Annotated in this window: 27 protein-coding genes; 5 read left to right on the forward strand and 22 right to left on the reverse strand. The window is 62.2% G+C overall.

Annotated features, from left to right (window positions below):
* Window positions 1-26 precede the first annotated feature (26 nt).
* From VMT40_RS01570 to VMT40_RS01580, 3 genes are read left to right on the forward strand one after another with little or no spacing between them, the layout of a single operon-like run.
* The gene (locus VMT40_RS01570; protein ID WP_326356192.1) at window positions 27-1,286 is read left to right on the forward strand and encodes a DUF7373 family lipoprotein; all 1,260 of its coding nucleotides are present in this window, start codon (window positions 27-29) and stop codon (window positions 1,284-1,286) included.
* Window positions 1,287-1,294: 8 nt separating this feature from the next.
* Window positions 1,295-2,596, forward strand: coding sequence for a DUF7373 family lipoprotein (locus VMT40_RS01575; protein WP_326356193.1), 1,302 nt, complete (start codon window positions 1,295-1,297; stop codon window positions 2,594-2,596).
* 9 nt (window positions 2,597-2,605) lie between these two features.
* Entirely contained in the window at window positions 2,606-4,117 is a 1,512-nt protein-coding gene (locus VMT40_RS01580) for a serine/threonine-protein kinase (RefSeq protein WP_326356194.1), read from the forward strand.
* A 29-nt stretch (window positions 4,118-4,146) separates the two neighbouring features.
* Here the strand turns inward: VMT40_RS01580 and eccB are convergent, their stop codons facing one another.
* From eccB to VMT40_RS01660, 16 genes are all read right to left on the reverse strand, one after another.
* Window positions 4,147-5,658 carry a type VII secretion protein EccB gene (gene eccB, locus VMT40_RS01585; protein WP_326356195.1) on the reverse strand — a complete coding sequence of 504 codons (1,512 nt, stop codon included), beginning with the start codon at window positions 5,656-5,658 and terminating at the stop codon, window positions 4,147-4,149.
* Window positions 5,659-5,777: 119 nt separating this feature from the next.
* Complete coding sequence (locus VMT40_RS01590; RefSeq protein WP_326356196.1) at window positions 5,778-6,110, reverse strand: hypothetical protein; 333 nt, start codon at window positions 6,108-6,110, stop codon at window positions 5,778-5,780.
* 49 nt (window positions 6,111-6,159) lie between these two features.
* Window positions 6,160-6,462: a WXG100 family type VII secretion target gene (locus VMT40_RS01595; RefSeq protein ID WP_326356197.1), complete on the reverse strand. Its 303-nt coding sequence runs from the start codon at window positions 6,460-6,462 to the stop codon at window positions 6,160-6,162.
* 90 nt (window positions 6,463-6,552) lie between these two features.
* Window positions 6,553-7,341 (reverse strand): ESX secretion-associated protein EspG, encoded by a 789-nt coding sequence (locus VMT40_RS01600; RefSeq protein WP_326356198.1) that lies wholly within the window; start codon window positions 7,339-7,341, stop codon window positions 6,553-6,555.
* Window positions 7,338-8,372, reverse strand: coding sequence for a PPE domain-containing protein (locus VMT40_RS01605; RefSeq protein ID WP_326356199.1), 1,035 nt, complete (start codon window positions 8,370-8,372; stop codon window positions 7,338-7,340). Before VMT40_RS01605 ends, VMT40_RS01600 begins: the two co-directional genes overlap by 4 nt.
* A 16-nt stretch (window positions 8,373-8,388) precedes the next feature.
* Window positions 8,389-8,703 carry a PE family protein gene (locus VMT40_RS01610; protein WP_326356200.1) on the reverse strand — a complete coding sequence of 105 codons (315 nt, stop codon included), beginning with the start codon at window positions 8,701-8,703 and terminating at the stop codon, window positions 8,389-8,391.
* A 33-nt stretch (window positions 8,704-8,736) separates the two neighbouring features.
* Window positions 8,737-10,071, reverse strand: coding sequence for a hypothetical protein (locus tag VMT40_RS01615; protein WP_326356201.1), 1,335 nt, complete (start codon window positions 10,069-10,071; stop codon window positions 8,737-8,739).
* The gene (locus VMT40_RS01620) at window positions 10,068-10,382 is read right to left on the reverse strand and encodes a hypothetical protein (protein ID WP_326356202.1); all 315 of its coding nucleotides are present in this window, start codon (window positions 10,380-10,382) and stop codon (window positions 10,068-10,070) included. The genes VMT40_RS01615 and VMT40_RS01620 overlap by 4 nt, the downstream gene beginning before the upstream one ends.
* A 111-nt stretch (window positions 10,383-10,493) precedes the next feature.
* A complete protein-coding gene (locus VMT40_RS01625; protein ID WP_326356203.1) occupies window positions 10,494-10,781 on the reverse strand; it encodes a YbaB/EbfC family nucleoid-associated protein in 288 nt (95 codons plus the stop codon).
* 24 nt (window positions 10,782-10,805) lie between these two features.
* Entirely contained in the window at window positions 10,806-11,063 is a 258-nt protein-coding gene (locus VMT40_RS01630) for a hypothetical protein (RefSeq protein ID WP_326356204.1), read from the reverse strand.
* 195 nt (window positions 11,064-11,258) lie between these two features.
* Complete coding sequence (locus VMT40_RS01635; RefSeq protein WP_326356205.1) at window positions 11,259-12,044, reverse strand: ESX secretion-associated protein EspG; 786 nt, start codon at window positions 12,042-12,044, stop codon at window positions 11,259-11,261.
* Entirely contained in the window at window positions 12,041-13,858 is a 1,818-nt protein-coding gene (locus tag VMT40_RS01640; RefSeq protein WP_326356206.1) for a hypothetical protein, read from the reverse strand. Before VMT40_RS01640 ends, VMT40_RS01635 begins: the two co-directional genes overlap by 4 nt.
* A 48-nt stretch (window positions 13,859-13,906) precedes the next feature.
* The gene (locus VMT40_RS01645; RefSeq protein ID WP_326356207.1) at window positions 13,907-14,734 is read right to left on the reverse strand and encodes a hypothetical protein; all 828 of its coding nucleotides are present in this window, start codon (window positions 14,732-14,734) and stop codon (window positions 13,907-13,909) included.
* A 44-nt stretch (window positions 14,735-14,778) separates the two neighbouring features.
* The gene (locus VMT40_RS01650) at window positions 14,779-16,725 is read right to left on the reverse strand and encodes a serine/threonine-protein kinase (protein ID WP_326356208.1); all 1,947 of its coding nucleotides are present in this window, start codon (window positions 16,723-16,725) and stop codon (window positions 14,779-14,781) included.
* A 263-nt stretch (window positions 16,726-16,988) separates the two neighbouring features.
* Window positions 16,989-17,327 carry a DUF397 domain-containing protein gene (locus VMT40_RS01655; RefSeq protein ID WP_326356209.1) on the reverse strand — a complete coding sequence of 113 codons (339 nt, stop codon included), beginning with the start codon at window positions 17,325-17,327 and terminating at the stop codon, window positions 16,989-16,991.
* 5 nt (window positions 17,328-17,332) lie between these two features.
* Complete coding sequence (locus VMT40_RS01660) at window positions 17,333-18,199, reverse strand: DUF5753 domain-containing protein (RefSeq protein WP_326356210.1); 867 nt, start codon at window positions 18,197-18,199, stop codon at window positions 17,333-17,335.
* 182 nt (window positions 18,200-18,381) lie between these two features.
* On the opposite strand from VMT40_RS01660, the gene VMT40_RS01665 reads away from it, so the two are divergent.
* Window positions 18,382-18,636 (forward strand): hypothetical protein, encoded by a 255-nt coding sequence (locus VMT40_RS01665; RefSeq protein ID WP_326356211.1) that lies wholly within the window; start codon window positions 18,382-18,384, stop codon window positions 18,634-18,636.
* Window positions 18,626-18,796, forward strand: a complete 171-nt coding sequence (locus VMT40_RS01670) for a hypothetical protein (RefSeq protein ID WP_326356212.1) — start codon at window positions 18,626-18,628, stop codon at window positions 18,794-18,796. Before VMT40_RS01665 ends, VMT40_RS01670 begins: the two co-directional genes overlap by 11 nt.
* Window positions 18,797-18,860: 64 nt before the next feature.
* Here VMT40_RS01670 and VMT40_RS01675 read toward each other — a convergent pair whose 3' ends face one another.
* The 6 genes from VMT40_RS01675 to VMT40_RS01700 form a co-directional block, all read right to left on the reverse strand.
* Window positions 18,861-19,232, reverse strand: coding sequence for a hypothetical protein (locus tag VMT40_RS01675; RefSeq protein WP_326356213.1), 372 nt, complete (start codon window positions 19,230-19,232; stop codon window positions 18,861-18,863).
* Between the two features lie 108 nt (window positions 19,233-19,340).
* Window positions 19,341-19,640 carry a hypothetical protein gene (locus VMT40_RS01680; RefSeq protein WP_326356214.1) on the reverse strand — a complete coding sequence of 100 codons (300 nt, stop codon included), beginning with the start codon at window positions 19,638-19,640 and terminating at the stop codon, window positions 19,341-19,343.
* An 8-nt stretch (window positions 19,641-19,648) separates the two neighbouring features.
* Window positions 19,649-20,032, reverse strand: a complete 384-nt coding sequence (locus VMT40_RS01685; RefSeq protein ID WP_326356215.1) for a hypothetical protein — start codon at window positions 20,030-20,032, stop codon at window positions 19,649-19,651.
* A gap of 35 nt (window positions 20,033-20,067) precedes the next feature.
* Window positions 20,068-20,850, reverse strand: coding sequence for a hypothetical protein (locus VMT40_RS01690; RefSeq protein WP_326356216.1), 783 nt, complete (start codon window positions 20,848-20,850; stop codon window positions 20,068-20,070).
* Window positions 20,851-20,899: 49 nt separating this feature from the next.
* Entirely contained in the window at window positions 20,900-21,349 is a 450-nt protein-coding gene (locus tag VMT40_RS01695; protein WP_326356217.1) for a hypothetical protein, read from the reverse strand.
* A gap of 40 nt (window positions 21,350-21,389) precedes the next feature.
* Window positions 21,390-21,743, reverse strand: a complete 354-nt coding sequence (locus VMT40_RS01700) for an immunity protein YezG family protein (RefSeq protein WP_326356218.1) — start codon at window positions 21,741-21,743, stop codon at window positions 21,390-21,392.
* Between the last annotated feature and the right edge of the window lie 61 nt (window positions 21,744-21,804).

Here is a 21,804-nt window from a genome sequence, read left to right on the forward strand (position 1 = left end):
ACAGAAAACTTGGTACCGGCGGGGGGATGCTCGACATGCGTCACAGCTTTGGCCGACTACGGTCGGCACGGATCGGCGTGCGCGCGGCAGCGGTTGCAGCGGTTGCGGTATCGGTACTGGTGAGCGCGGGGTGCGGGTCGGAATCGCATGCGGCTGAGGAGCAGTCGGTCGACCTGAGCAAGCTGGATACGGGCAACTACTCGACGAAGCCGCGGGAAGTCCGCGCCAAGGATCCGGCACAGATCGGCCGATACCTCGAAGCGCTCCGGCTCGGAAATGCCCTCCCACTGGCACAGGATGTCGATCCGGCCCTCAAGTACAACGTCCCCGACGTGAATCCCTTCACCAATGCCGATAGCTTCATCGCGGATCAGCTGGCTGGTAACGACGCCGTACTCGGCTGGCTCAATCGCACCGAATTCGACGCCAACACACCTGGCCTGATTGCGGGCTTCGCCACGGGAGGACGCTCCGACTCGGATTGGGTGATCTCGTACGAGCTCAAGGACGCCGTTATGGTGTTCGACAGCGATAGCGCGGCAACCGCCGCCGCAACCGCCCTCGCACACAGCGGGTTCGGCAAGAACGAAGGAACCGAGCCTGCACAGTCGAGCCGGTATCCAACGGCTCAGATCGCATGGATGCCCCAGTCCCAAGCCCTCGCATCCTGGTACGCCACGGGAAGATTCGTCATTCTCGCCCTGGTCATCAACCACGAGAACGCGACGCTTCACGAGTCCGACCAGCCCGGGCTGATAGCCCTTGCCGACAAGGCGATTACCGTCACTGCCGACCGCATGAAGGCATTCCAACCAACGCCGAAGGACAAACTCGCGGATCTTCCGTTGGATCCTGAGGGGCTGATCCGGATGACTCTGATCCGACCGGCGGGAGATCCGACCGCCTATCCCTTCGACGGCACACTCGATGCACACGGCGCGCTGCATCCTGCCGATGACCCGAATGCCACCAAGGCCCGCTTCGACAAATCAGGGGTGGACTTGGTGAGCTTTGGAGCGGGTCAAGTGGTCAGAACCCGAGACACCACAGCTGCGGAAACTTACATTGCCGACAAGGCTTCGGTCCGGTTCCAGCACCGCATCGACCCACCCACCGGGCTACCCGGGGCCCGTTGCGTCGAATACCACGGACCAGACAAGAACGAATTCCCGTTCCGTTGTTACGCCGCGTACGGACGCTACGCGGCGGAGGTCTGGTCGACGCAAAAGCAGGATGTGTACCAACGGATCTCGGCACAGTACGCCATGCTCGTCAACAGCCGTTAGGAGCCGTCGTGAATATCCTCGAAGCCCGCCGTCGCGGCGGTAGAACTGCACTCGGAGCGGTTGTCCTCATCACGACCACGGCTGTACTAGCGGGTTGTGGAACGACAGCCGGAAAGCCCGTGGCAGGCGAGTTCGATATTCGTAAGCTCTCCGTCGGACAGTATCCGACCGAGCCTGCCGACATTCGAGCCTCCTACAGCCACTCCCCTGCCAACGGCAAAGAACTCGCGATCGGTCGCCTCGCCAATGCAGTTGTCATCGGTCCCGATGTCGATCCCATTTTCAATCACGCCGTGTCGTCAGTCAGTCTTAGCGGCCCGACTGCTCTCGCCCTCGTACTCTCGACCGTCGCTGAGCCGGTGGCAGAACGCAACGACATGCAGTTCGGCTATGCCGCCTCTGTCAGCACCAAGCCCCTGTCGGGTGCCAGAGATTCGGGCGCCATCCTGACCTTCAGCCCGTTTGGCGGCATGCAACCCGATCCGGACGCGACGTCCTTCAATGTCACCGTCCTGCAGTTCCCGGATCAGCAGCGGGCATCGACAGCTGCCCAACAGATGGAAGAGGCCGATTTCGCCGTTGCGGCCGACCAGAATCAGCGCGTGGCCCTCGACAAACAACCTGATGCCAAAGCACATTGGCGGCCGGGCATCCCGTCGATGGGAACGACTCTTGCCCACGGCCAGTACGCCATCAGCGTTTTCGTGCAGCAACCAAAGCCTGAACTCGCGGGCTTGAAGAGTCTGACCGAGCAGATCCTGGCAGCACAGCTACCGCTGCTGGATGCGTTGCCGCCGTTGTCACCCCGCGAGGTCTTGCGCTTGGACTACGACCCGCAGGGCTTGCTGCGACGAACTCTGCATCCGGGAAAGGCCCTGTACCCGCATGCCGAGACCGAAATCACCAGCACACCACGCGGATTGATCCACACCATCGATAATCAGCCATCGTGGAAAACGTTGTTGGACAACAACGGAGTGGATTACACCGCAACCACCCGCAACGGCGCGTTGCTTCTTCGTGCAAAGGACCCCAAGGCCGCCACCGCTGTATGGTCCACCATCACCGGCGGGGGCCCCACTCCGATCGACAAAGCGACTGATGTCCCTGATACCTCCTGCGTCGAGAGCACCAAGGGCAATAAGCCCCAGCGTTTCGACGACGAAGACGCCTGGGATAAGTCGGACCGCTTCGTCTGCCTCCTGCACTACGACCGCTACGTGGCAGTCGTTGCCGGAGCACAGCTGGCCGACGTCACACAACGCGCCGCCGCGCAGTACGCCCTGCTGGTCAACAGTCAGTACATGTAAGGAATTCGGATGAATATCGGACCGGGCACCATCATCCGCGGCTACCGCATCGAGCGTGTACTCGGGGCAGGTGGCATGGGCACGGTGTATCTGGCCCGGCATCCGGAACTGCCGCGCTGGGATGCGCTGAAAATGCTCAGCCCGCAGTTCAGCCGGGACGCCGAGTACCGGGCTCGATTCGAGCGTGAAGCCAATCTCGCCGCAGCTCTGGACCATCCCAACATTGTCGCGATCTACAACCGGGGCGAGGACAATGGCCAGCTCTGGATTGCCATGCAATATGTGGACGGCATCGACGCGGCCGCCGCTGCCGAGCGCGACCCACAGTCGATCACACCGTGGCGTGCCCTACATATCGTCACGGAGGTCGGCCGGGGGCTCGACCACGCACATCGCCGAGGTCTGCTGCACCGAGACGTCAAGCCCGCGAATTTCCTTCTGTCGATGGGTGATAACGGCGAAGAACGAGTCTTGCTGACCGACTTCGGCGTCGCGAAGTCCACTGAGGACACCAATGAGCTCACCCAGGCAGGCGGCTTCGTCGCAACCATCGCCTATGCGTCCCCCGAGCAGTTGAGCGGCCAGCGGCTCGACCATCGTGCTGATATCTATAGTCTCGCCTGCTCGTTCTTTCGGCTGTTGACCGGTCAAAACCCCTATCCGGGAACACAACCGGCCGTCGTGATGATGGGGCATCTCAACGAAGCCCCGCCGCGTGCCACTGCGATCGATCCCACACTTCCCCCTGCCGTGGACGAGGTGATCGCGGTCGCTATGGCCAAGAATCCTGCGGACCGCTTCGATACCTGCCACGAGTTCACCACAGCCTTGAAATCAGCTCTGGAGTACGGAGTCTCCGGACTTTCGATGGAGACCGTGCCACACAATCGGCCGGTCGCTGTGGCCGCACAATCGGGACCGGCTGCTCTTGCACCTGCGAAATCGCGTGCTCGCAAGCGTGCTTGGCTGATCGGAGGGGTTGCCGCAACGGTTGTCGCACTGGCGGCGGGCGTGGGCGTCTGGGCTACTCAACACGATTCCTCCGCATCCACGCCCCAGAGCGCCATGGCGAATGCCCGTGCGCAGAATCCTGCATTCAGCGGAAAATCCATTGTGGTGGTGGATATCTCCGGAAAGAGCGGCGGCTACTCCGCGACCATGGACATTCAGCTGAAGCCCGGTCCCCAATCAAAATTCCTGGAGGACTTGGGCTTCACCTACAACCCGAACTTCATACGCGAGGGAGATGAGCCGAACCCTCGACCCATCGCCTCGGGGGCCGATACCCAATACAGGTCGCTCACCAACGTCACCTCCGGTTACCTTCTTGCCGTCCGCAGTGACAGCAGTGCGGGCGGAGGCGGTTTCGTGAATCTCCCGGACGTCGTCACAGCGACCAAGGCATCGGTTCTTATCCTCGACGATCCGGTCGCGGTGACTGCCATTCGTCAATGGTCGGACCAGTCCGAGCAGATTCTGCTCGACAAGCTGCTGCCGATCCTGCGCAAGAGCGTCAAGTAGCCGATCGATCATGGGCCGTAGGCGCGCGGCTACTGAGTGGGCAGGGTGTCCCAGTTCTTCAATGCATCCTGCTTGGACAGAGTCGGGCCGGGAACCAGTTGGCCGATGATCTCCCACGGAGCCAAATGTGGAGTGGCACCGAGGCCGAGAATCTGTGCGGTCGCGAGATCCGGGATGCCATATCGAATCCCGTTGTCGGCGATGTAGAAGAGATTCTCACGTCGTTGGCTGCCTGGTTCGATACCGGTGGTGCGTACGAATTCACCGGTGGTCGGCGGCACGTAGACGGCGTCGACGCGGTCGCCGGACGCTCCGTCCTTGGTAGCGAGATCAACCGGCTTCCGCGAATCCGGCAGCGGCAGACGGGTACCCAGCAGCAACTGGACTGTGGCTCGGTCGGAGGGACCTTCGGTGGCGTCGGGTTGTTCCTTGCCGAGACCGCTCTTCTTCGCCCAGGTGATGCAGGCGACGGGATTATCGTCTGCGGTAATGATCTTCGGTGTGGCGTTCGGGAAGTCGTCGACGGGTAGCGAGTGCACAACCGGAATCCCGTTGAGCACATCGGGTGTCATGGACTTGAAGCCATTCATGCCCTGCGAGTTGTCGGACCCTATGACCTGCGCGGTGAAGGCAGAGATTCGCTGCACGCCGTCCGCCAACACCACATAGAGGTCGGATCGGTCCGAACCATCCAGTGCCGCGACCTTGATGATGCCGCCGACCGGAACAGTGCTCAGTTTGCCCATTCCGTTCTCACCGACGTGCGGGATCGTCGGCGGAACCAGTGGCGGAACCTTCACACCCGCACCAATCAGATCGGTCGTCGCGGGCCGAGGCCGCTTGCCGCTCAAGCCCAAGGCCTGGGCAATCGAGTCCTTGGTCTTGTCGAACTCGGCGACCTTGCCGTCGTAGATCAGATAGTCCTTGCCGCCCTTGCTTGCCCAGATGGCCGAGTCCTTGTCGGCAACCTTGGCGCGGTCACTGAGTTCCAAACTTCCAGAGATAACAGTGGTTTCCGCGCCTGCCGACGAAGCCGACCCACCGGAGGCCGACAGGGGCACGCGGTCGCACAGCGTCCACTGAGACCGCTCGCCCTGACCCGTGCCAGGCAACGCCGCAGGCACACCTGGAATTCCGAGGATCGGTCCGCGTGGAACGGAATTGAGCTTGGTGTCCTTGACCGATGTCGGTGTCTCGCTCGAGCCCGAGATCAACCGCGCCGACGCGAGATTCAGCGTCGGGTACAGCGTCATCTTGTTCTTGTCGTCCTTATCCCGGACGACGACGTAGAGAGCTCCGCTGTCCTTGCCCATGACAATGTTCGCATTGCCGATGGAGCCCTGTGGACGGATGAAGGCCATGATCGCCGCGCCCGCGACCACGAGCAGCGCGAGGACCGCTCCGACCATCAGCGACCGGAACTGGGACCGCATTGGATCGTGCAACATCCGCACATCACGGCGGATCAAGGCGTGGTCGAGCCGCCGCAGCAGAAAGCGGTACCCATTGACCTGGGCACGGGTGGTCAATTGGGCTGGCACTAACCAAATCCTCCGTCGAACCGGGAACTATGGGCACGTAGATTACTGGGTGTCAGCCGACGACAGCGCACCCCTCCCAATGGAGACGTGCGCTGTCGTACGTGGCACCGATGTCCTTATCAGGAGAAGGACGCGCCAACCTTGGCGTCCGCGGCGAGCGCGTTCTGCAGAGCGTTCTCGACCGCGGTGGCAACGGCGTCCAGAGTCGTGAGGCACTTGTTGGCGTAAGCGCTGTCCCACTCGGACTTCGCGGAGATGACGTGCTCCAGGGCACCGTTCTCCGCACCGCTGTTCGGGTCCGACCACGCCTGCTTCAGCTTCTCGACGGCCTGGCCGAGGTCGCTGGAGGTGTCAACCGGCGAGGTGCCGTCGCCAGCAACCGCGACCAGGTCGCGGTGGTACTGCCGGAGGGTCTCCACCAGGTGGGTCATCTGATTCTTGTCGTAAAGCATGAGCGTTCCTTTGCAAGTATCGGGAGGTTGAGGTGGGCGCTAAGCCCTATTAGCCGAGGTTCGTGAGAGCCTTGGAGAACTCGTCCTGGTTGGAGATGTCCACGTTGGAGAAGACGTCGGTGCCCGCACCGACCTTGTCCTGGAAATCATCCAGCGCCTTGTTCAGCGCCACGGACTCGTCGTCCCACGCCTTGGCGGCAGCCTGGAAGGAGTTCGCCGCGTCACCCGCGAAGCCGCTCTTGGAGCTGTCCACGGTGTCGGTGATCTTCTTCAGGATGTCCTTGATGGACGCGACCACGTCCGCCATGTGGCTCTGCGCAGCCTTCGCAACTTCCGCTTCATTTGCAACCATCGTCTGTACCTTGCCTTTTCTTGGGAATGGATAGGCGATGCATTGCGCACCACCGGTTTTGGGGAACACAGCTGCGAAGTCAGGGCTGACTCACGGCAGCCACCTCCCCCCGGGCAGCGAGTCGATCAGAGCCGAGATCGACTGCGCGATACGGTGATCACTGCCCGGTGTCAGCGTGGACCAGAGTTGCTGGTCCGGGGCGACCCCCGGTGCGGCCACGATGCGGCCCCGTGCGGTGTCGTAGACCGCGACGGCTCCGGGCGATCGGTCGGTGACGCCGTCGGCGTAGGCGTAGGCCACGATTTCGGCGTAGGCATGGGTGTCGGCGAGGGCGAGACCGTAGGCGGTGGCGTCGGCGTCGGGGACACCGAGGTTGTAGACGGTGCTCGCGTAGTCCTCGGAAGTCATTGCGGCATCGAGTCGTTCGGCCAGCTCGTCGGATTCGGCGCTGAAGGGGGCCAGGTCGGCGGGTGCGCAGGGGCCGAGCGCGTCGAGCAGGGGGCGGGCCAGGGACGCGCCGGAGCCGTCGGACCAGAGGGGGTGGATGTCGAGGAGGTCGCCGCGGCGGATGGCGACGGCATGGTCTTCGCCGCGGCGGACGACGCAGACGCGGACGCGTCCTGTGGCGGTGTGCATGCGCATCGCGAGTTCGCGGTCGGGCTGGGCCAGGGCGAAAAGCGCTGTGGCGGTGTCGGTCTCGACATCGCCGTGCGGGTCGACGATGCGGCGGGCGCGCAGGTCGGCGCGGGCCTGCTCCTGGGCCTGCTCCCATTCGGAGTAGGTCTCCTGGCGCGGGCCGATGGATAGGACCAGCGGCAGGGTCTGCACGCCCAGGTGTCCGGCCAGCGCGATGACGCCGTCATTGGTGAGGGTCGTCATGAGGCCGACCCTTGCTTCGTCCCGGATTCCGCTCCACCGGAGGCGCTTTCGGATCCGGAGCTGCCCGCGTTGAAGGCGATGTCGACCGGCGGTCGCTGCGCGGCCGGGTCGATGCCGCCGAGGACCGCGGGCGCGACCTGCATGCCGGAGGTGAGGCCCAGCTCGGCATCTCCCCCGGGCGCGCCCACCAGTCCGGCGCGCGGCATGTGTTCCTCGTCGTCGGACTGCACCGCACCGCCGCCACCCATGGCGGTGGGCGCCATGGAAGCGGTCTGTTGCACCGTAACCGGTTGCTGCACAACGCGTTGCGTCGTGGTCTCCTGCGCTTCGACGGTGTTCGCGCGCAGCTGGGTCATCGGCATGACCGGCAGGTTGAGCGAGTCCAGCGACAGGGTCGGCATCGAGGTCGGGGCCGGGGTCGTCGCCTCCGGTTCCACGGGCGTGGCCGGTTGCTCGGACGGCGTCAGCCCGGCGGTGACCTGCGGCGGGGCCTCGTGCTCCCACGGCTTGGCCAGCGATTCGGTGGCGGCCTCGTAGGTCCGCATCACCCGTGCCGCAGCGGCTTTCGCGGCATCGGCATCCATATCGGTCTTGGTCAGACTGGCCAGCAGTGGCGCGCCGAAGGCCAGCCCGACCTGCGAGAGCAGCTGCTGCATATCGCGCAGCTTTTCGACCTCGTCCACATCGGGCATGGTCAACTTGGCGAGTTCGTATGCGGCCGCGTGTGATTCGGCCTGCATCGCGTTACCGGCGGCGGCCGAGGCGGACGCGCCCAGCCAGTCCCGCAGCGCCTTGATGCGTTCGATGAACGGCCCGCTGTTCTTGGATTCCCAAGCGCTGTCCAGGATTACGAGAATCCGCTCGTACTCCACGGCGGCCGCCGCGAAACCCGCGCTCAATCGCGACCACGCGAGACCGGCCTCAGCGGCGGGCACCGCACCGGCGCCCGTCACCAGCTCACGCGCGAGCTCCTCCGGCGGCTTGGACTCCCAAACCGTCTCGGTGAAGCCGGGTTTCGTCGGTTCCAGCATCGAAACGCGTCTCCGCTCAGCCAGCGAACCCGAGGACGGACTGTTCCTCGACCTGTCCGAAGGCGTCGAACTGGTTGCGCAGCGTCGTGGCGAGGTTGCGCAGTTCGGTGACGCCGTCGGTGCCGGAGGCCACGAAGGAGGCGGCCACCGCGCCGAGGGTCTGCGCGGCGCGCTGGGACACCGCGTCGGCCCCGGCGGGCGCGAAGTCGAGCTTGACCTGCTCGACGCCCAGGCCGTTCGCGAGCCGGTCGGCCAGCGCGTCCAGCTGGGCCGCGGCGTCGCGGGCGGTCGCGGCGTCGAAACGCAGCCCGTCGAATGCGTTGGTGGTCATGCCAATCCTCCTGTGTCCCCGAGCTATTCAGTACTACAGCGTGAGCGCCTTGTCCGGCGGTTCTTCGATTGCTTCGATGGCGCCGACCACCGGGAGCACCACGCCCTCGATGACGCCGACCACCTCGTCGCCGTGCGCACCGGTGACCAGACCCGAGCGGTCCGAGGTCGACTCCTCGTCCGCGGCCCCGGCCCGGCCCGCGGCACCGGCCGCGCCCACGCTCGGCGTGGTGGTGGCGGTGGTGCGGCCGTTCGCCTCGGTCGTGGTCTTCGGGATGCCCGCGCCCGTATTGCTGACCTCGCCGGTCGGAATCCGGCTGGTGCCGGTCGGACTCGCGGGTGTCGTGGTGGTGGGCGTGCCGCCGAAAATGGTGCTGAGCGGGCTGCCGCCGCCACCGTCGGTCTTGGTGGTGTCCGGGCTGTCGGTCTTCTGGTCGGTCTTGACGTCGGTGACCGTCGGCTGGTTGGTCTTGGTGTTCGTATTCGTGTTGGTATTGGTGTTCGAATTGCTGTTGTTGCTGTTGCTCAGCGCCGAACTGATATCGCTGACACCGGTGGAGACCACCGACGCGCCCTTCTCGACCACCTTCTCCGCGACCGTCGGCGCGACGCTGGCGATCGGCTGCAGCGCGGTGCCGACCATGTTCACCAGGGTCTCGATATTCGAGGCGATCGGCGCGCCCGCGATCATGATCTTCGTTCCGGCCTCGACGATCTGGGCGGTGCTGCCCGCCAGCTGCGCGCTGGTCTTGGCGGCGATGGCCATGCCCGCGTTGATGGTCGTGGTCGCGGTCTCGATCAGCCACGGGATGCCGGCCGGGGTCGCCAGCAGTGCGACGGCCCCGGTCACCTGGGCGACGAAAGACGCGATGAGAGCGGTCATTTCGCTGTAGCCCTCGGCGACGATGGCCTCGGCTTCGAGCAGGATGCCGTGCTGCTGCACACCCTGCGCGGCCACCTCGCCGCTCTGCGCCTCGACGCCTTCGCTTTTCGCCTTCGCGGCCAGGGCGGCGTCACCGGTCCAGGTGTTCATCACCGTGTTCGTCGCCGACTTGCTCTGCGACACAGCCGAAGTCAGCGCGCTGACCAGCGAGGTCAGGATGGTCGCCGGATTGAAGCTGCTATTGCTCAGGCTCCCCGTACCGAACGATTGCAGCAGGCTGGTGACCGGTGAGATCAGCGAGGTCAGATCGATGGTCGGCAGCGTGGGCAGCTGCAACCCCGACAGGTCCGGCAGGCTGATCGACGGCAGTTGTGGCAGCTGCGGCAGTCCCAGGTTGCTCAAGACATCCGTTACCGGCGTGTCGAGGTAGGAACCGATGGGACTGCTACGCAGCTCGTCCAGAACGGTCGGATTGGGGTTGGTCACAGCACCGTCGAGAGGAAGCTGGCGGCGGAGGTGACCTCATTGGTGCCGTACGCGCCGACGGCCGCATACGCGGTGGTCGCCGTGTCCGCGTGCACCGCGGCGATCTCGGCCGACGACATCAGGAAATTCCCCTGCGCGACAGCGAAAGCCGCGAGGAACTCCTGCCCGATCAGCCCGAACACCGGCACCGCCTGCGCGAGCGCGGTCCCTACATCCGCCGCGGCCGTCCCCGCGACCTGCGCGGCAATGCCCGCCTTCTCGGTGCCGTACGCGAGAATCGGCGCGAATTCCGCCGCTACATGATCGGCCATGGTGTGTCCCTCCCACTACCTATGATCTTGCACAGACTACAAGTGCGAATTTCGTTGTGCCAGACCGCAAGGTGCAAACTCTGGCGCAAAGTTGTGTAAACAGTCCGGTCGCTACCCGGCCATCTCCTCGTTGAACGCGTTCACGATCTCGGCCCGCCGCTCGAATGCCCGCCGCGCCGCCTGCGCCGCCGTATGCACCACGACCTGCTCGAACTCCGCAGGCGTCATCCGCGAAACAGCACTGCTGAACTGCAAATCCGTCAGCGCCCCATTCCCGTCGACCTCGGCCATCACGGCCCCATCCTCCGAAGTCTCCCGCCCCCGAACAGCCTTCATCTGATCCGCAAGATCCTGAAACCGATACAGCTGCCGCCGAACCTGCTCCTGCAACTCATCCATCGAAGAAACCACAAGCACCCCCTCTCACACCGTCCTGAGCCAACTCTGCGGCTCAGTATCGTAGTCCTGCTCTTCGACGATTTCCTGCCGAGCAACCTCGGCCTCGGTGGGAAGGTTGGCTCTGGCGATGCTGGCCGCATCAAGCCCGGCTTCCTCCAGCTGCTTCCGCAGGGCAAGACCCGCGCGGTTCGCCGCCTTCTGGCAGAGTCGCAAGATCTCATTGGCAAGCTGCTGCGGATCCCGATGCAACTCAGCCGATTCAACCTTGAGCGCCAGCGGCACCCCCCGATTTGTGGCCCGCACCCGAATCGACCCAGACGTGTTGGCGACCACCAACGAGGCCCACTCCCCCTCGCCGCTGCCAGCCCCGACCGCCCCCGACTCAGTCACCGCGAACTCCCTCCCAGTTAGCTTTGCGTATCAGTACCATACGACAGCGATCCGAGGCCAACGATATTTTCTCGATCGAGATACCGATCACCCGCGCTCATCCTTGATGGCGCGCACGACATCCGCGATCCGTGCATTGATCAGCGACGTAGCACGGGCGGTGTCGACTGAATAGACCTGTCGCGGAGTGGCCTCGGTGATGAAGTACCGCCCATCGTCCTCGAGATCACGCCATTCGAGCCGGTGACGTGTGATACCGCGAGGACCAAACACGGACTGGCCTTGCACCACATCGATGAATCCACCCAGTTTGTGTGGTGCAGCGAGGAACGCCTTGCTCTGGGCGGGTGCCGACGACAACACTGCGTGGTCGATGATCGAGCGACCGTAAGAGTAATCCAGCTCGGTTTCCTCAGTCCGTTCAGCGAGGACCAGGTCCCCCAGACGGCCGCTCGGTGCCTCGGGCAGTGCCTCCGCGACTACGCGACCGAGATCCAAGGCGTCGAACTCTGAGACTATGAATCCTTTTGCATGAATGACAGTTTCGCCCGGTTGCTGGGCAACGAGAAAACCGCGACTTCCACGACGGGCTGCCAACATCCGAATACTTCCCTCGGGATCACGATAATCGTAGCCGTTCCAGCCCCAGACTTCGACTCGGATGTCTGCGTCTCGAATGCTGGCCAAGACACCATCAAATGCGAGGTCACGTCGACTGCGGAGATCCTCACGAAGCTCTGCCAACTCTCGCTCGTATCGCACCCATGACGAGGTTCGGCACGTGTACGCCAGCGGGCTTGGCAACGACTCCTCAGGCAGGTCTCGCCATTGAACATAGAACTCGTCGTCGGTAAACCGCCAGGAAGCCTTCATTTTTCGGCCACCGGGGTGACCGCGGCGGGAGCCTCGCCGACAACCTCTTCGAAATGCTCAGCCGAAGTGAGGTAGGTCGGCCGCTTATGTTCCTTCGCCCCTCCTTGAGCACCACCCGCGTGCCCCATCGAACCCATACCAGGCATCGACGACGCCCCGCTGGACGAGGTAGCCGAAGTGGCGATGCCTGCCCTCGATGATGTTGATGAGGTGGACTCCTCCTGCTGTCCCGTCGCAACTGTCGACCTGGGAAACAATTGCGATTTGGGCGATTCCGGCGACTTCGGACTAGTCGGCGTTCCCCCCGAACTGGTCGGAGTGGACCCGGGCGAAGTTGGCGTCCCACTAGGGTTCAACAACGATGACAGGTTCGTCAGCTGCTGGTTGAGCTGGCTTTGCTGGTCCTCCGTCTGCTTCGTCGTTTGCGCCGCCGAAAGCTGCTGCTGAACAGTCGTCGCAACCTGCTGCGCAATCGATTCCAGCCCTTGTACGCCGGTCGAGACCACCGACGACAACTGCTGGGCGACCGTTTGAACTGTTGTAGCAGCCTCTTGCGCAATAGTTTTCAGAGTATCGTCGTTACTCGGCTGCTTCGTATCCGGCTGATCCTTGTTAGTCGGCGAATCAGGTTGCTTGGTATCAGGATTTGGCTGGTCGGGTACCGTAGGCGACGCCGGAGATGATGGGTTTCCCCCACCGTTGGGGTTATTCCCACCTGGCACATTGGGATTGTCCGTTTTCGGCACAGATGGGGTGAACGGGCTCACCATAGCCTTGGGGCTCGGAATCGAAGGCAGCGAGTCGAATGTCTGCTGCCAGCCATAGTGGTATGCCGCTTTATACTCTGGCCGAAATTCCTCGACAGCTTTGCGATCATCTTTAGGATGGGCGTATAACGCACCCCACGCTTGTCCAGCAGTAGTGCTTATCCACCCGCCAGAATAGACTAAGAGGTCACCAACCATACCCATAGCCGCGACCAAGCTGTTCACCTGGGTCATGTAGGAATTCAAGGCATTGACGATCGAGTCAATGCCTTGACCGGTCCATTGTCCAGTATCCCGAATCTTCGCGATATCTTGCTCGAAGTTGGAGAATTTTCCCTGCAGAAATGTGGCCCATGCCTTCCAAAGCGCCCCAGCTTCCGCTAGGCCACTCCCATCCATCGTAAGCAGGTCACCAAGCTTCTCCATTTTAGGTTTATCAATGCTCTCTGGAGCCTCAAGGGTTAGAAGATATCCAGATTTGAAATTCGCGTCACCAGCAGGCGCATCTTTATGTGTATTATCGAAGTTCTTGGAATTCTTATCCCAGACGTCAATCTTCGGGGTTTTTATATTGTTGGAAGTATCGAGACCTACGTACTGGTCAACCGCCTGCCATTTATCAGTGTACGGGGAGTCGCTATGACCTTGTGATAGGCGATCGAAGTAGCTCCTCGATTCGTCCTCCGAGCCCTGGTACGCCTTACCGGCATAAGCGAAGGCGCAGCCCATCTCCTCAAGGATCGTTACCTGCGCCTGAAGAGCATCGGCTAAGTCCTTTTCCAGCTTCGAAAACATACCGGCCATCGCCTTGCCGGATTCCAGTTGACCAAATCCTTCGTACCCATACCCAGGATTGTTTGACGGATTATTGCCCTTATTATCCGATATCCGGCCTACAAACCTTTTGGCCAATACCGACTCGACCGCCGACTGAACATCCGCCGCGTGCTGCGCAGCGGTATCGGCGATACCGGTATCGACATTCAGCTTGACGCTACCGTTGAAGAATTTTCCAGAAAAGCCATCCCAATTCGTTGGATCAGCCATGGAAGATGTACCCTCTCACATATCGCAGCACAATGGAATAGCGCCAAATTACTTGAGCCCCGCCATCGTTGATGACGCAACTTGCCGGAGCATTTCCACAGCAGAGTCCTCGGCGAGGCTATAGGAGTATGTGTTAGGCGCTGTAACGACGTCAGGATGAGATTGTGAAAGCGAAATTTTAAGGATTAGACCGCCATCACGCACATTTACCTGAATCTCCCGCTGTCCCTTACCAGTTTCAATCCGGCTGTATGCATCCTCACCCAGCCCGTCGATCTTCTTGGTTTCGATTTTTTCGGCAAAAGAGGTTCTGACATGAGCATCCTTCTCAGCGTCAAACTCGATAACAGGATTGACCTGATTATGAATATCCGCCGATACTGTTATCGAACCTGTTGCTGAGCTCTGTTTGCCATAGGTAACCAGCATCTGACAGCTCATGGCATCCATCGCTGGAGAAGTAGCACTGTGCTCGATACCGGGTTTCGAGGCCGCATAACCAGCATCCCGTAGCGCAGTGACATCGGTCGCCTTGCAGAAATCGTCGACATAGCGATAACCACGCGCGCCACCTGAATCAGTCCAAGGCTTCCCATCGTCGCCGGTGGTCGATACAGCGAATAGCCCGACGGCCCAGACGACCGACGCGAGCAGCGCACCACCAAGACCCCACGCCCACCACTTCGAACGACGGCTCCGCGCTAGCTGCAATTGCGGAAACCCACCAGCATTGAATGGTGGACCCTGCTGGAGCTGTTGTGTCGAGTACGGCGCAGACCCTGTCGGGTAAGGCTGCTGATGGTTCCCGGCCACTACCGGTGTGGCCGCCCCAGTAACGTTTCCGCCGTTGTTCTGTTGTGCCCCCGGTGACGACATGGCCCGACCGTACCACGGGGCATTCGACCGAGCAGACCGCCATGTCACCGCCTGTGTATCACCCGGCTGCGGTCGCTCTCGGAGTTCGAGAGGCATGCGATCAGGGCCGCGACCGATGCGGTAGCGGCTGCGACCAGTGCCCACGCGCGGATCTGGAAGTTGTCAGCGAACGAATTGTCGAAGTAGATGTCGTAGGAACATGCTTCCAGCAGAAGTGTTCCGGTTGTGCCGAGGAAGACTCCGGCAGTCACAGATATCAGGACGCGGGCCGTACGTCGTCTGGACCGCTTGCGTGCGAACAAAAGAGCAACTGCCGCTGCGGCTGTGATTGCCGCGATGATGACGGGTGAGTTCGAGACCCAGAGTGGCATCTTGGGGTTTGCCGCCCATAACGAGGCAGGGAAGCCGCGGCTGTCGAGCGCTTGTAGCTTACCGAACGCCCCGAAAAGGGCCAGAACTGCTGTAAGGATGAGGAGCAGAGCAGCAAGGAGGTCCGCGCCCTCCGGTACGTAACCTCCATTGTCCTGCAATGCTTTTTCAGCGGTCATGGGCACCTGGTTCGATGCGGTCGCTGACCTGCTCCCGATGGTGGAAGTCACCATGGCAGTGAGACTCACAAAGAATGTGACGAGTAGAAGCCAGAACCCAGTGTCCGGAGTCGTATCCAGGGAGTTGTCATCGCTGTTGTCCGCTATCAAGAACAGAACATTGAGCACCGTAGTCGCGCTCACGCCGAATGCCAGCCCGGCCGCATAACCTCCAAGGCGACGTAGTCTTGGACGCCCGACCCCCATACCGACCAGCAAAGGGATCGCGACACAGGCAGCGATAATGCCGCTCACGGCCAGTGCAACCCCCAGCAGATGCACTGCCGATCCGGAATCGGAAAGATTGACCCAGTCGTATGTCCACCCCGACCAGACGTCACTCCCAGGTCTGGCGGTTCGACCACATACCGAGGTGAAGGAGGCGATCGCAGTCAAAACGGCTGCGGTGAGCAGCAATCCACCGGTAAGTCGGTGAGCGACATATATTGGACGGGGGACCGTCGACTGAGCGAGCCGCATCGGAGACTGGACCGGCATTGGCGGTCGCGGCGCCGGACTGCCGTACATCATGTCTGGCCCTATCGGTGGTTGCGGCGCCGATTGTCCGGGTGCCACCGCCGCAGCGGCCGCCGCGGCGAATTCCGCACAACTCGTGAATCGATGCTCCGCCCGTTTGGCCGAAGCACGAGCGAGCACTTGATCGAGCAGCGGTGAGACATCGGGGCGGATCGCGCTCAACTGCGGTAGTGGTCTGCTGAGATGGCCCGCCACGATCTGACCCGGATTCGTTGCGGCGAACGGTGATTGCCCTGCCAATAACGCGAACAACGTGCAAGCAAGCGAATACTGGTCGGCACGATGGTCAACGCGCTCACCTGAGAGCTGTTCGGGGGAGGCGTAAGCCAAGGTCGCGGTGAACGTGCCAGTCGAGGTCAGTTGGGTATTCGCATCGAGAAGTCTGGCGATTCCGAAATCGGTGAGGACAGCACGTTCTTGGCGGCCGGTGTCCGCAGCGGAGAGGAGGATGTTCGCTGGTTTGACATCGCGATGCAGGATGCCGCGGCTGTGCGCGTAGTCCAGTGCAGCGGCCGTTTCGGAAATGATCCGGATCGCCCGCTCAACGGTCAACTCGCGAGGATTCAGACGAGACGCGTCGGACCCAGCGATGTACTGCATCGCGATCCACAACTGTCCGTCGTGCACACCTCGATCGTGAATACCAACGATGTTCGGATGATCCAGGCGGGCAATCGCATTCGCTTCCTGTTCGAAGCGGCGGCGCAACTCCTCGTCCACCGACACCTCGGGGGCGAGTAGTTTCAGCGCGACCTGTCGCGGTAGTCGCGGATGACGGGCCAGGTAGACACTTCCCATTCCGCCATGACCGAGAAGCCCGTCAAGTGCGTACTCGGCGAAGGTCTGTCCGACGTTCAACTGAACCACGATGCCCCCTATTGTCGATCACCTCGATGCGGGCAAAGCATAATGGAGCCCGGGTTCGAGGCTTGTCCCACGCGAGACGGTCCGCTCACCGTTCCACCCGGGACACGACCAGTTGCCAGCTTCAGCGCCGACCAGTGACGGCCGGGGCAAGGACAGCCCAGCGCTCCCGCACAGCAAGATCAGGGAGCTCCCTGCGTGGACGTTCAGGCGAATTTCCGCAGCGAGAGCACCCTGATCTTGGTCGGATTTGCCTGCTGGGAGCGCTATTCCAGGTCGAACTGACCGTCCGCGACGCCCCTCGCGAAGGCGTCCCACTCCGGGGCCGTGAACAGCAGTTCAATGCCCTGCCGATCAATCACCGCGGTACTGCCGTCCGGCCGACGCTCAAGGATGATCTCTTCACCCAGTTCACCGACACGATCCGACAGAGCGAGTTCGAGAAGTACCGGCCATACGTTCGGCGGAACGCTGATCATCGGCTGACTCTGTGCGGGGCCCGTGTACTTGCTGTCGCGAACAAGCACCGCGTCGGCAAGGAGTGCGACCTCGACGCAAGTCTGTTCCGCACTGCTGAAAGTCGACTTGAACCAGGCCGCGCCCATACGAATCAGACTATCCGACTTGCGATGTCGTCGATCAGGCGCAATGAGTCGTCGCGATTCAATGCAATGGTCTGCAGCTGGTTGAAGAGATAGTCGAGGGCTTCCACTTTTCTCTGATCCTCGACGATCTCTCCGTAGATCGCGGTGTCGATCCACCCGAGGGGCGGCAGCCTCGGGCTGTCGAAGTCGAGCAGGTGATAGGTCGCGGCGTTGAGGCCTGCGATCGATCCTCGGGCGTTGAACGGGATGACGCGCAGGTCGAGATTGTCGGAGTATTTGTCGGCCAGTTGGCACAGGTGACGCAGTTGATTGCGCTGCACCTCTGGACCGCCAACCTCCTGCATCAGGGCCGATTGGCCGACTACCACCGAAAGTTGCAGTGCATCTGGGTGATTCAGCCGCTGTTGCCGCAGCAAGCGCGCACGGATCCGCTGCTGCACCTCCGTCGGCCTCGCCGTGTAGACGATCGAGGACATCAGCGCGCGGATGTAGTCCTCCGACTGCAGCAAGCCGGGAATGACGCCGCCCTCGACGCTCCGGATACGTTGCGCGCCGTCCTCCAAACCGTAGAAGCGGAGTTGACTGTCGTTGAACAAGGCCGAATACTCGCTCCACCAACCTCGCTGCCGCGCGATCGACCGGAGTTCGAGCAGTTCCTGCTGCTCGTCCGGCTCGAAGTCGAGCAGCTCCATGAGGATTCTCAGCTTGGCTTCGGTGAACACGCCACGATAGTTGGCGACCTGAGACCAGTAGGCGGCACTGATGTCCAGCGCACTCTGGATCGCCGTCGCCTTCACCCCGACGGCCTTGCTCTGCTCACGTATCCGGAGCATGAGCTCCCATCCGGCCACGGTCGGAGACGTGCGTGCCATAGCAAACCTTCCCCAGCGGAAGTCGTTGCGCGTGTGTCTAATTCACCGTACAACAGCAGCTATAGCGATACAGCATCTTGAACACTTAACTTAAGTGCCGTACGCTACGTGTTGTACGTCACATCTTGCCTTCTCTATCCCAGATTGCTTGCGCTACAGCCCAAACCGTCGAAGGGACGGCCATGTTCGAGCAGTTGAAGGTCGGCACCTGGGCCTGTGTCGACGACCAGTGCCCCATCCGCCCCGTACTCCACACCGAGGACAACGCGATCACCCTTGTCTTCGGCGAACCCGAAGGCTTCGAACTGTTCGTCAGCGCCGCAGCACTACAGACACTCATTCAAGTGAGCGGCACGGCGCTCGAACAGCTCGCTATGCATCCGAAAGCCCTCCTGCTCGATGAGGCGGATCATGAAGAGGGAAGCCATGATCACTGAATTGGCGTACCTCTTCCTCGGCACCGGCCTGGGAATCATCCTCGGCTGGATCGCCTCGCCCGCCCGTGCTCGCCAACGCCCCGCCCCAGGCACAACCGTCGCCGAAATCCGCGCCCGCCTGGACCGCGAAACCGGCTCCCGCCACTTCCTCCCCACCTGACCCGGAAGTCGTGTCCACGGATCGCAATTCGGTCGCATCGTGGGTCACCCCCTATTCAGTTGCATCACGATGTTTCGGTGCCACCGACGTTGCCAGCGTTGTCGGCAAGGACCTCACGGATCAGCACGGCTAGGTCGCGTAGCCATGCTTCCGCCTCAGCATCGGATGTCTGGTCGTCGAGCACCCAGTTGCCGTACCAGGCAACCAGGTTCGAGAGCGTGCCGGGTGGCTGGGGAGCGGCAAGCAGCGCTTCAATGGCCTCCACCTCGCGGCGCACGCCCCGCTGGCTCTGCCGCGCAATCCGTGTCAAATCCTTGCGCAGTTCATCCAGCCCTTCGCAGTCGGCGACAAACCCGAGCAGGAACTGGCGAACCTGGTCGATCACGGGCGGCAGCGGCCGGTTCATGTGCGCGCGTAGCTGTTCAGGAATCTCCACGGCTCTTGGATACCAGGTAGCCATTAATCGAACTGATCACCGAGTGGCACACCAGGAAGGGGATTTGCCCGAATCGGCCTCCGCGATGTGCCACTCGACGGCGAGGCTTCAGCCTTTACGGGGTGGCGGTGGTGGCGGGAGGGGTAGCTTTTCGCGGGCGCGGATCTCGCCCGGCTCGATCGTGTTGTCATCGGTCACCGGGCCGAAGCCCTTGTTGAACTTGGGGCTACTGTCCACGATCCGTTCGATGGCCGGGATCGCATCGCGGGCGCGGGTGTCCTCGACCATCTGCCGATCGATCTCGTGCAACCGCTCGACCGTAATACCCATTCTGGCCGCGAGCTTTTCGTCGATCGCACGCTGATCCTCGTCATCCGGCGGCTTGATCCAGGGCGGAAGTGTCGTCACAATAGCGACTATGCGGTCGTGATCACCTGTACCGCACGCCTTTTCGCCTCTGGGCTGACCTCGCCCAGTAGGAAGTCGCGGGCAACGATGTGGCGGACCAACTCCGGGTCCGGCGGAAAGGCATGTTTGCGCAGGTAATGCGATACCGCGCCTGACCAGATCCACTCACCGTCGGTGCGGAAGGTCAGCGGCACGTCTCGGACCGAGGGGATGAATTCGTCGACCTCGAAACTGCGGGCGGCCAGGACGATCGGGGCGGAGTCGAGGTAGGTGAGGAGGCGGTCGCGCAGGTGGGTGGGCAACGATGCCCGGATTGCGACTGGGCGGCCGTCGGCATCGCGGTGGTCGTAAACACGTGCGAGCTTTGGTAGTTCGGCGAACTCAGCAGTCACCGTAGAAATCCTTCCGCCTGCGGCTTTCCTAGTTGTCAGCTTTGGTCTGCGAGCCGTCGAAGCTCAGAAAGTGAGGCAGCCTGCTGCTCCGGAATGGGTTGAATCACACCGAACGTTCCAGCGGCGTTGGCCGGAAGCGAGCGGCAACGGCGGACCGCATCGAGCGCCGATAGACCACTCTTGTGTGCGTCGATGAGACGAGCGCGCCACAAGCCACCTGCGACCACGCCCACATTGCCGACCGCGGCGCGAGGGATGTATCCAGCGGCGTCATCGCTGACCGATGCCCACACGTATCCGACGATGGTGCCTTTCAGGATGACGCTCAAATAGATGACAGCTGAGCCAGTTTCGTCAGGGTAAGTAGTTGTCGGCACAGGTGCGATCGCGCTGAAGCCCTCGGAGCGATCCTCAGGGCTACCGCTGGGAAACGCGCCGTCCTGCACCCACGGACCTTCACCGATCGGATGTTCAGGGTTCAAACGCAGTGCCAGCTCCTGAATGGTCCGAGACTCCCCCATCTCGGCATCGTCGGCGATCCCACCGAACCGCGGATCCTCAGGCTTCCCAACCCAATGCCTGATCGCCTCCACCGGCGTAAGACCCATCCGATAGCTCTCCTCGAGCCGATCATTCCAGTAGACAGCAGATTTCACCCGATCGGCCCCGAAGGCCATGTTCGTGAAGAACCCCGCAGAATTCCCATTCTGCGCCCCCCACAGGTAGCCCACAAGCACATCGCCGTGCGTGACCGGAAGATAGAACACCGGAAGACGCGTCCAGGCATCATAATTCGGTGTCATCGCATCATGGGTCACGATTACCTCTCCAACGATCGCGCTCTTCCAACCCGAACAGTTGCCGCTCTCAGCCCTGCGGCGGCTGCCCAGCAATGCCGAGTCGATACCACTCAGGCATGTTCTCGTCGGAGCGGGGGAAGCGTTCGTTCTCTACGGCGAAATCCGACCTGGTGGGCCATTCCTCGAATCGCGGCACCTGATCGCGGTTGTACTCGATGTTGAAGCGACCGGGCGGATCGAGCAGAAACTTGAACTCCACCCAGGTACCGAGGTTCGGCACGTACATCGCCTCCCGCAGCTCCATGAACTTTCGCCACACCTCTGGAACAAAGGTCCAGCCCTGCACTGAGCCGTCCGGCAACTTCACGCCTGTTTCGCGTTCCGCGTGTCGCCCGATAGATCTCGCCCGAATCACGAGGCGCGTCCATCCCATCGGCAGCGTCGGCAAAATATCATTCGCGATCTCTGCGAGCCGCTCCTGCTGCTCCATCGGGCTCAGCGGCGATGGGTTCGACATTACGTAAGGCCTCCTCGGTCAAGCTGGCTACCGGCTGATCCTACTGGTCATCCTGGGCGGCTTCATGCTGGCGTTCCAGCTCGTACCCCTGATCGACCAACCTGCGAAGCCATGGCGGAATGTGGCCGTCGGCACGGGGATACGCCTCGAGATCGCGCACGAACATCATCGGATGCAACTCCGGTGTCCAGTTCGGATCCTCGTCATAATTGAACGAAACCTCGGAATCTCCGGTTCGGCGCAGAATGAAACGAGCTGACAGCCACGCACCTTTGTCCGGCTCATACATTTCATCACGCAAGGTTTGAAACTGATCAGTGAGTGCGAGCTGGCGCATCTCGCCGACGAAGCGGCCATCGGCTCCTTGTGCGGAAACGGCAACTTCGTAGGACATCACGTTCGCCCATACCTCCAGAGTGATCGACTCCCAGCCAACCGGAGCCCCCGCCCTCGCT

It is taken from the genome of Nocardia sp. CDC160 (genome assembly GCF_035818795.1).
Classification (GTDB): domain Bacteria; phylum Actinomycetota; class Actinomycetes; order Mycobacteriales; family Mycobacteriaceae; genus Nocardia.